The following is a 12,048-nucleotide window of genomic DNA, read 5'->3' on the forward strand; positions in this document are numbered from 1 at the left end:
TGACCTGCAATATAATCATTTGTAGCCAATATTGTTTTCCACTTTGTATTTGAAAGCTAATTTCAACTTAGAAAAACTTTTCTTCTTTTGACTGATACAAATCTCGCTAGAAGTTATCACGAAAAGATTGCGGAAGTGTTCTTTTTTATTATACAAATGTTATTATGAAAAAATCCCAAAGCTGTTTGTGACAACTTTGGGATTTTGAATGTAAAGTCAGTTTTTTTTCGAGCACCTTTGTCAAAGTTCAAAACTTTGACAAAGGTTTAATGTAGCTTTTTTTCAAACAACTTTGTCAAAGTCTATTCCGATAAATATCGTTATTGGCAAAGAACGCTTAATTCTACATAATACATTTTTTGTTATTCTGTCTCGTCCCCAAAGACGAGACAGAAAGACAACAAAACCAATGAAATTAGTTTTACCAAATGTTGTAAACAAATGAATTAAGCGACAATGATTTAAAAAGGAACGACCTAATCAATGAGGTTTAGCTTCTTAGTAGCGTATCTTGCGAAAGTTATTTTTTCTTCGGTTTTTCTTCTGTTTTTATATAATCTCCTTTGGCAGTCAATTCAGCAATTCTAACAATAACATCAACTGCTTTTTGCATACTCTCTACAGGTACATATTCGTATTTTCCGTGAAAATTGTGTCCGCCAGCAAAAATATTTGGGCATGGCAATCCTTTGTATGATAATTGGCATCCATCAGTACCGCCTCGAATGGGTTTGATAAGTGGTTTTATACCCAATTCTCTCATGGCTTTTTCGGCAATAAAAACAATATGTTTTACAGGTAATACCTTTTCTTTCATATTGTAATATTGGTCTTTTACTTCGGCAATTACAATATCTTCGCCAAATTGTTTGGCAAATTTCTTGTTGAATTTTTTGGCTATTTTGCCAATTAAATCTTTACGTTTTTCAAATTTTAATTTATTATGATCTCGGATTATTAATTCCAAAACCGTTTCTTCTATGCTTCCCGATAAGTGATGTACATGAAAAAAACCTTCGTAACCTTTGGTTTCTTGGGGGGTTTCTCCTTTTGGTAACTCGTTAATAAAATCATTGGCAATCAACATTGAATTGATCATTTTTCCTTTGGCATAACCCGGATGGACGCTTTTGCCTTTGAAAGTAATTTTGGCACCCGCAGCATTGAAATTTTCATATTCCAATTCACCTACTTGACTCCCATCCATAGTGTAAGCCCAGTCAGCTCCAAATTTTTCTACATCAAAATGGTGAGCCCCTCGGCCAATTTCTTCATCGGGGGTAAATCCAATTCTGATTTTTCCGTGTTTAATTTCAGGATTGTTGATTAGGAATTCCATTGCGGTTACTATTTCAGTAATTCCGGCTTTATCATCGGCACCCAAAAGTGTGGTTCCATCTGTAGTAATTAAGGTTTGCCCTTTGTATTGTAATAAATCTTTAAAATAAGCAGGGGATAAGATGATATTTTGTTCAGCATTCAGTACAATGTCTTTACCGTCGTAATTTGGTATTATTCGTGGTTTTACATTGGCACCAGTAAAATCAGGAGTGGTGTCAAAATGCGAAATAAAGCCAATAGTTGGTACTTCATGATCTACATTACTTGGTAGCGTTGCCATTATATAAGCCTTGTCGTCTATAGTAACGTCATGTAATCCAATGGTTTTTAATTCTTCTACTAGTTTGTTGGCTAGATCCCATTGTTTTAAAGTACTAGGAGTAGTTGCTGAGCTGGCATCCGACTCGGTATCGATTGTTACATAGCTTACAAAACGATCAATTATATGTTGCATGGTATTTATTTTTGAACAAAGATAAACATTTTTGAAAAACGTAGGTTGTTGGTTTGGCGGTGGTATAAAATAAAAAAATATCCATTTTTCAATGGATATTTTCATTAAACTGGTTAGGTTTGGGTTTGGATATTTATTGTTGTACTTTAGTTTGGTTTTGCAGCTTTTTCCGCTGCTATTTTGGCTTGAGCTGCTGCTGCTTTCTCTGCTTCTGCAGTTGCTTTAGCGATTTGCTCGTCCAATAAAGTTGATTTTTGCAAAGCTAATTTAGCAGACTCAGCAAGTTTTGCATCCGCTTCTGCTTTTTCTTTTTTTAGTTTTTCAACATCTTTGATTAATTTCTCTTGAGCATCTTTAGCTTTCCCAGCTTCTTTTTCATAAGCCGCTATTTTTTCTTTCGAAATTTTTTCTGCTTCATCTGCCGCCTTTTTATCAGCTTCTGCTTTAATTTTAGCAGCTATTGCTTCTTCTTTTGCTGTTTTTGCATCTGATTCGGCTTTTGCTTTTGCTTCAATGGCTGCTACTCTTGCTGCTTCTTTTGCTTCTGCAGCTCCTTTTGCTTCTGCTTCAGATTTTATTTTGGCTGCAATTGCTGCTTCTTTTGCTGCTGCTATTTTAGCTTGCTCTGCTGCTTTTTTTTCTGTTTCTGCTTTTGCTTTTGCCGCCTTATCTTCGGCTACTTTAGCTTCAGCAAGTGCCTTTTTTTCAGCTTCTATTTTTGCTAAATACGCTTTTTCTTGATCTTTTAAATCTTGCATTTGCTTTTTAAAATCAATTGGAGCTGTTTTTTCTTTTACGGTATTTTCAGTTGTTGCTTCAGTATTTGTTGATTCCTGAGCAAAGAAAAATTGAGTAGTTAGTAAAAATACGATAACAAAAGGTACTTTTAAATTCATGACTTGGTGGTATTTAGTTAATAGTTTTTAGTTTTGGTTTTGACAAATATAACTTTTTTTTCAATTTGTAAACTTTTTAATAAATATTTTTTCAAAATATTAATATAAAATGTTATTTTTTTGTATTTATTGTTTATTACTTATAAATATTACCGAATTTTTATTTGTTTAAAAATCTTTTGTTATCGTTTTTTTTTTTAGCAATTAATTTTTCAAAAAAAAACCTGCAATTTCTTGCAGATTTTTAGTAGTATTGAATTGTAAATAGTAATTATTTAGAAGTATCTTTATTTTTATCAGTATCCATCATTTCCATAAGTTTAAGGCCAAGCAAGCCACTCATTGATCCGTCTGTTCCGTTACTACCAGAAATAAGTACGTCTGGAATCACTTTGATTTTTCCTTTTCCTATTTCTTCGGTGATTTTGTATTTTGTAAAATTATCTCCACCCATAGCAGAAACTTGAAGCTGATACGCCTCAGCAGTAGATTTACCTATTGCCATGATTTTTTCTGCTTCTGCAAGACCAGTTTTAGAAATTCTTTCGGCTTCGGCGCTGGCTGTCAATTTGGTTGCTTCGGCTTGTGCACCTGCTCTTGCTTTGGTAGCTTCCGCTTCGGCATTGGCTCGCATTTTTGTAGCTTCGGCTTCAGCATTTACGTTTAGTTTTAAACTGGTTGCATCTCCTTCTGCTTTTTTTACAGTCGCATCTGCAGTTCTTTGAGCAATTTCAACACTTTGTGATGCTTTTACGATTTCTTTTTGCATATCGGCAATGGCGGTTTCTTTTTCCATTCCCTGGCGTTGCTCTTGCGCCATCTTTTGGGTTTGATAGGTTTTTTGCTCTTCTTCGGCAATTTTTCTATCTGTCAACGTTTTCATTAACGATTCAGGTGGAACAATATCTCCAATTAATGTATCAACTGCGTTAACATTGTATTCGTCTAAAACCACTTTGATATGATTCTTGGCAGATTCCTGACGTTCTTTTCTAGTCGAAAGAAATGAAATTACATCACTTTCCTGAGCCGAATTTCTAAAATAATTTCCAATAGTTGGTTCCAAAACTTGAGAAACTAAGTTGTTCATGCTTCCAAAACGAGCAATTACTTTTGGTGCCTCATTGGCAGGAACGTGAATGATTTGTGAAACATCCAGATTAAAAGGGAAACCATCTTTGGAGCGAACCGTAATTGTAGAAAGGTTTTGGTCTAAGTTATGTGATTCACTTCTGGCGTCTGCCCAGTTCAAAACTAAATTTGTGGTAGGAACTGGTTCGAGTTTGGTTGTGTATTTGTTAAGTGCATATTTTCCGGGTCCAAAAGGTTCCATCCAAACACCTCGTTGCCCTTTGGAAACAATATTTCCGTGTTTGAAAGTGTCGCCAGTTACATCTTTTCCATCTTCTCCAATGTAAGAAATCACTACACCAACATATCCAATAGGCACATCAGTCATTGGAGTTTGTTCAATTTGAATTGCCCATGAATTGATATAATAGGAACCTGCTAACATCACTTGCGGTTGCAATCCACGATTTCCACCATTCTTTAAGAATTGATCAAAATCTTGGAAGTTATTGTGATTGTCAACAAACTTTCCAGCAATTTGTCCAATCGGAATCGGTTCTCCATCCATTGCGGTTACAATACCAACCATATTTTCGGATATAACAATTTGTGGAGAAACAACCACTTCAAACAAATGGGTGTTGATACGATACGATCCTGTTGTAATAAAAGCGGATTGTCTTCCTTTTTGTCCGCCATTGTCAAGAAATAAAGTAGCATCCTGAAAATTGTCTGAACTCACTTTTTGAGCAAGAATACGTCCTGTTGGTATTTCGGCTCCATCCTTGCTGAGTAACAACCCGATATTTCCTTCTGGAATAATAGTAAAGGAGGCCATATCTATCGAAAATTGCCATGGCCACATCGCCCAATACAATCCTGGAGCAAGTGTTTTGGCTTGGTAACCGGCTTCTCCTTTGGTTGCTATAATTCTGCCGTCTGGTAATGATTTATCAGCGCCAAAAAGAACGAATTTTTTGGTAACTAATCCAATTTTATTCTCAGGAACGATGACCATTCCAAAAAATACACGTAAAACAAATTTGTAAAATAGAAAGGATAATACAATTAAGAATATCCACCAGTAGGTAAGAAAAAAAGTCATATTGGTTAAGGTTTAGATTACAAACATAATTTATTTTAGTATAGTTTATTTATAAAGTTATAATTTTTTTAAAAAAATGTTTTGCAGTTCACCTATTTGTTTAATTCTCTGTAGTATGTGTTTTAAATGATTTTTTTATTTGTGTATTAATGAAATATATTATTTAATTTGCAACTCATTAGTAAAGTAAATATGGCATTTTTTAATCGATTAAATTTAAGAGAAAAATCACTGGCCAATACTGGTTTTGGAACAAGTGCTTCTAATGTAGGAGGGCGCTTTGTAAATAAAGATGGCTCGGCAAATGTTTCAAAAAGAGGGATTGGACTTCTGGATAGAATCAGCTGGTATCATACAATGCTAAGTCTTTCTACTTGGCAATTTTTGTCCATTCTATTTTTGTTTTATATTGTAATCAACTTTGTTTTTGCATTGCTTTATTTCGGGATAGGAATTGAACATTTAAATGGGATTGCGACTTCTGAAAGTAAGTGGGTTCAATTTGGGCAAGCGTATTTTTTTAGTGCTCAAACCTTCACCACCGTTGGTTATGGACACATTAGCCCCTCTGGATTTTATACCAGTGCATTGTCATCTGCTGAAGCACTTATTGGATTGCTGAGTTTTGCTATCGCCACAGGTTTGTTTTTTGGACGATTTAGTAAACCTTCTCTTTTTTTAAAGTTTTCGCACAATGCAATTATTGCCCCTTACAAAGAAGGAACTGCATTGATGTTTCGGATTGCACCTTATAAAAATACCAATTATATAGATACTGAAGCAAATGTTACTTTGGGAATGCGTATCGAAGAAGAAGGTGTTTATGTAAATAAATTTTACATTTTGGATCTTGAATTTCAAAAAGTAAATTCATTGGTTCAAAGTTGGACTTTAGTTCATCCTATTACCGAAGAAAGTCCTATGTATGGGCTAAGTGCTGCAGATTATAGTACTATAATTGGTGAAATCATGATTAACATCAAAACCTTTGATAGTATGTTCAGTACTACAGTTGCAAGTCGTACTTCTTATACTTTTGATGAAATCATTTATGGTGCCAAATTTAAACCTATGTTCACTCGAAGCGAAAATAACAAAAGCACTGTTCTGGATTTGGGTCTTTTAAATTCGTTTGATAAAGTTGTTATGAATTAGCCAATAGTTTTTCTTTTAAAATACGAACGCCTTCTGATGCGATATTCGGAATGACTTCCAGCGGATTTCTTAGGTTTGGTATTTGAATGGGTTTTGGATCGATATAATAAATGGGTGTTTCTCTTTTGGTAAAATCGATTAATCCTGCAGCAGGATAAACTTGTAATGATGTTCCGATTACTGCAAAATAATCGGCTTGTTCGGTTATTGTAATGGCTTCTTCAAGAGCGGGCACTTGCTCGCCAAACCATACAATATGAGGGCGAAGCTGATTTCCTTCGTTATCTTTATCCTCAAAATTTAAATCGTTGGACCAATCCAAAATGTAATTTTCATTTTTGACACTTCGTACTTTTAATAATTCGCCGTGCAGATGTATTACATTTGAACTTCCTGCTCGTTCGTGTAAATCATCTACATTTTGAGTGATGATGTAAACGTCAAAATCATTTTCTAATTCGGCTAAAATCTGATGTCCTAAATTGGGTTGTACGCTCTTTAATTGTTGACGTCTTTGGTTGTAAAAATCAAGAACCAAAGCTGGGTTTTTGTGCCAACCTTCGGGAGTGGCGACATCCATTACATTATGACCTTCCCATAATCCATCGCTATCGCGAAATGTTTTGATACCACTTTCGGCACTTATTCCTGCGCCAGTAAGAACCACTAATTTCTTTTTCATTTTTTTCATTTTTAAAATCATACCTACAAGGTTTGAGAAAAACCTTGCAGGAAATTCTGTTATCCTGCAAGGTTTTTTTTAACCTTTTAGGTTTTATAGTTATTGAAAATTTTATAGAAAATAAAACTACTCTTTTTTAGTATTTTTGCCAAAACTAATATACAATGATTGACCTTGATTACCTTGCTTTTCTTGAAAATATTTTGACAGATAATAGAAAAGAAAAATTCCTGAAAGTTTTGAATGATAGAACCAATCATTTTACCATTGCGGTTGAAGATGTTTTTCAGATGCATAATGCTAGTGCGGTAATGCGCAGTTGTGAGGTTTTTGGAATTCAGGAATTACATGTTATCGAGGAACGTTATGGAAAACGGATCGATAAAGAAATTGCTATGGGAGCCCAAAAATGGGTTGATATTTCGACTTATGATAGTGTTACGAATTGTATTGATACGTTAAAAAATAAAGGGTATCAAATTATTGCCACCACACCGCACGAGAATGATTGTTTGATGGAGGATTTTGACATTACAAAACCAAGTGCCTTGTTTTTTGGAACCGAGAGAGATGGATTATCAGAAGAGATTCTCAGGAGAGCGGATGGTTTTCTTAAAATTCCGATGGTGGGTTTTACGGAGAGTTTGAATATCTCGGTTTCGGCATCGATTATTATTCAGAATCTAACGAATCGTTTACGCAATTCGGATATTGATTGGCAATTGACGGAGGAAGAGATTTTGGTAAAAAGATTGGATTGGGCTAAAAAGTCGATAAAGGATATAAAGAGGATAGAGGAGCGGTATTATAGCAATGAAAAGTAATTAGATTGCAGATTACAGAATAAAATCAAACAAATGACAACAGAATTTCCAGTATCAAACTCGACACTCTCAGCAAAAGAACTTGGTGAATTTATTCAGCGGAAGTATAATTTAAGTAAAGGCACCGAATGCAAACTTTTCAGAACAGGAATGAATCACGTTTATATGGTTACGGATATGAAAGAAAAATATGTTTTTCGTGTCTATACTTTTGATTGGAGAACAAAAACAGAAATAGCAGAGGAATTAAGATTGTTAATTCACTTAAAGGAAAACAAAACTCCTGTTTCATACCCAATAGCGGATAATTTAAATGAGTATATTCAAGAATTTAATGCTCCAGAAGGAAACAGATTTGGTGTATTGTTTTCGTTTGCAGAAGGCACAAAATCGGCAAAATTTACTGCTGAAACAAGTTTTTTTATTGGGCAGGCATTAGCAAAAATTCATAAGTCTGCAGAGAATTTTCCATTAAACAGAATTGTATATAATAATAAAGTTTTGCTTGTTGATTCCCTTGAGCGAACACGAAAATTCTTTAAAAAAGAAACGGATGAAATAAAATTTTTAGAAAGAACTGCCAATTTTATTGATACTAAATTTAATGAAATTGATAAAGAGCAAATCAGACATGGGGCAGTTCACCTTGATGTGTGGTTTGATAATATGCATTTTAATGAAGAAAATAAAGTAACCCTTTTTGATTTTGATTTCTGTGGTAACGGATGGTTGTGCTTAGATATTTCGTACTTTTTATTTCAGTTATTCAGCACAAATTTAGACGAGAATGATTATCAGATAAAAGCAGAAAGTTTTCTAAAAGGATACGAAATTACAACTCCAATCACTAAAGAAGAAAGACGAATTTTACCCTTTGTTTGTCTCGGAATTATGACATATTATATAAGTATACAATGTGACAGGTATGATAATTGGACGAACATTTTTTTAAATGAAGATCATTTAAAAAGATTTGTTGGTAATTTAAAACGATGGATTGTTTATAATGAAATCGAAATTGAATAAGCTTAGTTTAATTCTAAATAACTTTTAGCAAGTAAATGACAGAAAACAATTTTTCAGATGAAATATTTTTTCTGATTCAATGCTAAAGTTTCTTTATTGCCGAAATGCTGCGTGAGGGATAGAAGCTAGCTACCTTGTAGCGCGTATAGCCCGACAGCATAAAAAAAAAAGGGACCGACTAATTAGTGTGATTAGTTGGTCCCTTTTTTTATGGTGGCACGCCCACATGATACTTAACCCATTTGTTAAATAGTCCGATCACAAGAGGTATAATGCCGATATAGTATAAAAACAGTCCATTTTTCTGGACTATAGTGAATAAATAATAGGTATAATGTTGAAAAAACTAAGACTGAACACTAAAAAAAACTGATCACTGACCACTAGTTTTATTTTTTCTTCAAAACTTTGTATTGTTCGTAGCAACCGCTAATGGCATCCATAATCTGAAGATCGTTGGCGGTTTTTATAAAAGCTTCGGAGTAGCTGCATCTGCCTAATATTTCGGAAATTTCATCTTGTGAAACGCCAAGGAGTAGTGAGATGGTTTCTCTGTCGTATTTGGTTTCTAGTAGATTCCTAACGGTGTCGTCCTTTCGCATCTCTTTGAGTTTTTTGAGCTGTTGGGGTTTTTTTCCGAAGAAATTGTAAAGCATATCGGCAGGATTGAATATGGATCCCAATACTTTTCCAAAAGCATCTGGTGCATATTGTCCTCCTTCGTATCCTTGACCTAAGCCCGAAATGCTATAGCGATAGTCTTCCTTGATTGGAATTAATTTGGAATCGATTTCTAGATATCCAGTTAAGTAGTATGGGCTAATTACCACTTCGTTTAATGGGATCGCTTTTTGGGTAAGTTGTATGGTTGTTTTTTTGTTTTTTATCCAGTCATTGGTCACACGTACACGTAAGGATTGAAAACCGAGAAGGGTAATGTGTAAGGTGTCGCTTTGTGTTACAGCAATTTCAAAATTACCTTTATCGTCTGTGGTAGTTCCGGTAACTTGATTGATATTGATGATGTTGACGTTGGCTAATGGGGTGCCGGTATTATCACTGATTATTAATCCAGAGACTTTTGTTGGGGTTTCAATTGTTTGGGCAATTGAATTTATGGACGTTACTAAAAACAAAAAAACTACAAAATATTTCATAAACTGATTTAAAACTTTAAAAGTAGTAAAACAGGATTAAATATTTTGTAGTTCTAGTATAATTATAAGAAAATTAACAGTCGATTATAGGTTAGAGGTCAGAGCTCAGAAATTAGAAGTTAGAAATCTGTAATTAAATACCTGTTTTCTATCTTCTGCCTTTTGACTTCTAATTTCTACCTTCTAACCTCTACTATCTTTAGTCTCTTCTAGGTCTTCTTGGTCTTGGTGCGTCACCAAAGTTTTCAGAACGTCTCGGAGCTCTATCAGATGAACCTTCTGTTCTTGGTCCTCTGTCTGATGAAAAACCACCAGTTCTTGGAGCTGAAGAGCTTCTTGGTCCAAAGCCACCTTCTCTAGGAGCAGATCCTCTGTCGCTTCTAAAACCTCCGCCAGATCCTTCTCTTCTTGGAGCAAAACTTCCTTCTCTACTTGGAGCAGAGCTTCTACCACCGCCGAATCCGCTTCCTCCACCTCTTGAATCTCTTCCGTTGTGATCACGTCTTCCGCCACCGTCGTTTTTAGAAATTTCAACATTGATACGACGTCCTTCTAATTGTACGTTGTTCAATACTTCCATTACTTTATCCGTGTGTTCTGGATCGGTGTTAAAGAAAGAGAATCCTTCTTTTACATCTACTTTGAAAACGTCATCACGACCTAAGTCTAATGTTTCTTTCAAATAGTCTTTTAATGACATCCAGTCGAAGTTGTCTCTAGAACCAATGTTTACAAAATATCTTGTAGCACCGCTATTGTTGCTTTCTCTTGGAGCACCGTCTCTGTCATCACGATCTCTTCTTTCAGAGTTCGATTGATTAGAGATATCTCTGTTTTTCTTGTAGTAAGCAATAAAACGATTAAATTCTACCGACACCATTTTCTTGATTAATTCCTCTTTCGTTAAACCTTCAAGAACATTGTTAATAGCAGGTAAGTAGTTGTCAATTTCGTGATCAACTTCAGTATCCTTAATTTTGTTTGCTAAGTGCAACAATTGGATTTCGCAGATTTCAATTCCAGAAGGGATTGTTTTTTCTTCGAATTTTTGTTTGATGATTCTTTCGATTGAAGAAATTTTACGCAATTCGCTTTTTGTAACGATTACGATAGAAGTTCCTAATTTACCAGCACGACCTGTACGGCCAGAACGGTGATTGTACGTTTCGATTTCGTCAGGAAGTTGGTAATTTACTACGTGAGTAATATTGTCAACGTCAATTCCACGTGCAGCTACGTCAGTTGCAACAAGCATTTGGATTTGTCTTCCTCTAAAAGATTTCATAACACCATCACGTTGCGCTTGAGATAAATCTCCGTGCAATGCAGCAGCGCTGTATCCATCTTCGATTAATTTCTCTGCAACAGCTTGAGTGTCACGTTTTGTTCTACAGAAAACTACTGAGAAAATATCAGGGTTACAATCTGCTAATCTTTTCAAAGCTTCGTAACGATCACGAGCATTTACTAGGTAAAATTCGTGAGATACGGTAGCCGAACCAGAGTTTTTGGCACCAACAGTAATTTCTATTGGGTCGGTCATAAATTGTTTTCCAATACGTGCTACTTCAGCAGGCATTGTTGCAGAAAACAACCATGTGCTTTTGGAGTCAGGCGTAGTAGAAAGGATGTTTACGATGTCTTCGTAGAAACCCATATTCAACATTTCGTCTGCTTCATCAAGGATACAATAATTAATTTGAGAAATGTTTACCAATCCTCTGTTTATCATATCTTGCATTCTTCCTGGAGTTGCCACAATTACTTGTGCACCTCTCTTTATGTCTCTCGCTTGTTCTGTAATGCTAGCTCCACCGTAAACCGCTACCACATTAATACCTTTTTCGTATTTTGAGTAGTTTTTAAGTTCGTTGGTAATCTGCAAACACAATTCGCGTGTTGGAGATAAAATTAACGCCTGTGTATTTCTATTGTTGGCATCAATTTTCTGAATAACTGGAAAACCAAATGCTGCCGTTTTCCCTGTCCCTGTCTGAGCCAACGCAACTAAATCTGTGTCTTTTTCCAATAATAGGGGAATCGCTTTCTCCTGTACTTCGGTCGGATTCTCAAATCCTAGATCTAAAATCGCCTTCAGTAACGATTCACTCAATCCTAATTGTTCAAATTTATTCATATGTATTTTTAAAATAGGGTGCAAAATTACTGTTTATAATTCATATAAACTAATTGAATTTTAAGAATTATGGTTTTATTAGGTTTTGATTATCAGTTTGTTATATTTTAAATTATACTTTTAAGTTTTGAAATTGTTTTTTCAATGTAAATTTATGTCGTGATATTGATTTTTTTGTTAAAAAAATAGTATAAAAACTG

General features: G+C 34.8%; 9 protein-coding genes. 3 read left to right on the plus strand and 6 right to left on the minus strand.

What is annotated here, in order from left to right; translation table 11 throughout:
* Positions 1–520 precede the first annotated feature (520 nt).
* From pepT to AC8GF4_RS17970, 3 genes are all read right to left on the minus strand, one after another.
* Complete coding sequence (gene pepT, locus AC8GF4_RS17960; RefSeq protein WP_506596729.1) at positions 521–1,795, minus strand: peptidase T; 1,275 nt, start codon at positions 1,793–1,795, stop codon at positions 521–523.
* Between the two features lie 146 nt (positions 1,796–1,941).
* Positions 1,942–2,691, minus strand: coding sequence for a hypothetical protein (locus AC8GF4_RS17965; protein ID WP_506596731.1), 750 nt, complete (start codon positions 2,689–2,691; stop codon positions 1,942–1,944).
* Positions 2,692–2,962: 271 nt separating this feature from the next.
* Complete coding sequence (locus AC8GF4_RS17970; RefSeq protein WP_506596733.1) at positions 2,963–4,867, minus strand: SPFH domain-containing protein; 1,905 nt, start codon at positions 4,865–4,867, stop codon at positions 2,963–2,965.
* Between the two features lie 192 nt (positions 4,868–5,059).
* Here AC8GF4_RS17970 and AC8GF4_RS17975 point away from each other — a divergent pair, with 192 nt between their 5' ends.
* Positions 5,060–6,022: an ion channel gene (locus AC8GF4_RS17975; protein WP_506596735.1), complete on the plus strand. Its 963-nt coding sequence runs from the start codon at positions 5,060–5,062 to the stop codon at positions 6,020–6,022.
* On the opposite strand, the gene AC8GF4_RS17980 is transcribed toward AC8GF4_RS17975, so the two are convergent.
* Positions 6,012–6,704, minus strand: a complete 693-nt coding sequence (locus tag AC8GF4_RS17980; RefSeq protein ID WP_506596736.1) for an SIR2 family NAD-dependent protein deacylase — start codon at positions 6,702–6,704, stop codon at positions 6,012–6,014. The two genes, AC8GF4_RS17975 and AC8GF4_RS17980, sit on opposite strands and share 11 nt — an antisense overlap.
* A 164-nt stretch (positions 6,705–6,868) precedes the next feature.
* Between AC8GF4_RS17980 and AC8GF4_RS17985 the strand changes: the two genes are divergently transcribed.
* Positions 6,869–7,528 (plus strand): TrmH family RNA methyltransferase, encoded by a 660-nt coding sequence (locus AC8GF4_RS17985; protein WP_506596737.1) that lies wholly within the window; start codon positions 6,869–6,871, stop codon positions 7,526–7,528.
* A gap of 33 nt (positions 7,529–7,561) precedes the next feature.
* Positions 7,562–8,554 (plus strand): phosphotransferase, encoded by a 993-nt coding sequence (locus AC8GF4_RS17990; protein ID WP_506596739.1) that lies wholly within the window; start codon positions 7,562–7,564, stop codon positions 8,552–8,554.
* Positions 8,555–8,943: 389 nt separating this feature from the next.
* On the opposite strand, the gene AC8GF4_RS17995 is transcribed toward AC8GF4_RS17990, so the two are convergent.
* Together AC8GF4_RS17995 and AC8GF4_RS18000 are read right to left on the minus strand one after the other, a co-directional pair.
* Positions 8,944–9,711 carry a carboxypeptidase-like regulatory domain-containing protein gene (locus AC8GF4_RS17995; protein ID WP_506596741.1) on the minus strand — a complete coding sequence of 256 codons (768 nt, stop codon included), beginning with the start codon at positions 9,709–9,711 and terminating at the stop codon, positions 8,944–8,946.
* A gap of 199 nt (positions 9,712–9,910) precedes the next feature.
* The gene (locus tag AC8GF4_RS18000) at positions 9,911–11,848 is read right to left on the minus strand and encodes a DEAD/DEAH box helicase (protein ID WP_506596743.1); all 1,938 of its coding nucleotides are present in this window, start codon (positions 11,846–11,848) and stop codon (positions 9,911–9,913) included.
* Between the last annotated feature and the right edge of the window lie 200 nt (positions 11,849–12,048).

The organism is Flavobacterium rarum (SeqCode), from assembly GCF_965234445.1.
GTDB classification, from domain to species: Bacteria; Bacteroidota; Bacteroidia; order Flavobacteriales; family Flavobacteriaceae; genus Flavobacterium; species Flavobacterium rarum.

What these genes read in the sequence shown, in the direction of transcription:
- AC8GF4_RS18000 (WP_506596743.1), bottom strand. Translation starts at nt 11,848, where the DNA reads ATGAATAAATTTGAACAATTAGGATTGAGTGAATCGTTACTGAAGGCG.
- AC8GF4_RS17995 (WP_506596741.1), bottom strand. Translation starts at nt 9,711, where the DNA reads ATGAAATATTTTGTAGTTTTTTTGTTTTTAGTAACGTCCATAAATTCA.
- AC8GF4_RS17990 (WP_506596739.1), top strand. Translation starts at nt 7,562, where the DNA reads ATGACAACAGAATTTCCAGTATCAAACTCGACACTCTCAGCAAAAGAA.
- AC8GF4_RS17965 (WP_506596731.1), bottom strand. Translation starts at nt 2,691, where the DNA reads ATGAATTTAAAAGTACCTTTTGTTATCGTATTTTTACTAACTACTCAA.
- pepT (WP_506596729.1), bottom strand. Translation starts at nt 1,795, where the DNA reads ATGCAACATATAATTGATCGTTTTGTAAGCTATGTAACAATCGATACC.
- AC8GF4_RS17985 (WP_506596737.1), top strand. Translation starts at nt 6,869, where the DNA reads ATGATTGACCTTGATTACCTTGCTTTTCTTGAAAATATTTTGACAGAT.
- AC8GF4_RS17975 (WP_506596735.1), top strand. Translation starts at nt 5,060, where the DNA reads ATGGCATTTTTTAATCGATTAAATTTAAGAGAAAAATCACTGGCCAAT.
- AC8GF4_RS17970 (WP_506596733.1), bottom strand. Translation starts at nt 4,867, where the DNA reads ATGACTTTTTTTCTTACCTACTGGTGGATATTCTTAATTGTATTATCC.
- AC8GF4_RS17980 (WP_506596736.1), bottom strand. Translation starts at nt 6,704, where the DNA reads ATGAAAAAGAAATTAGTGGTTCTTACTGGCGCAGGAATAAGTGCCGAA.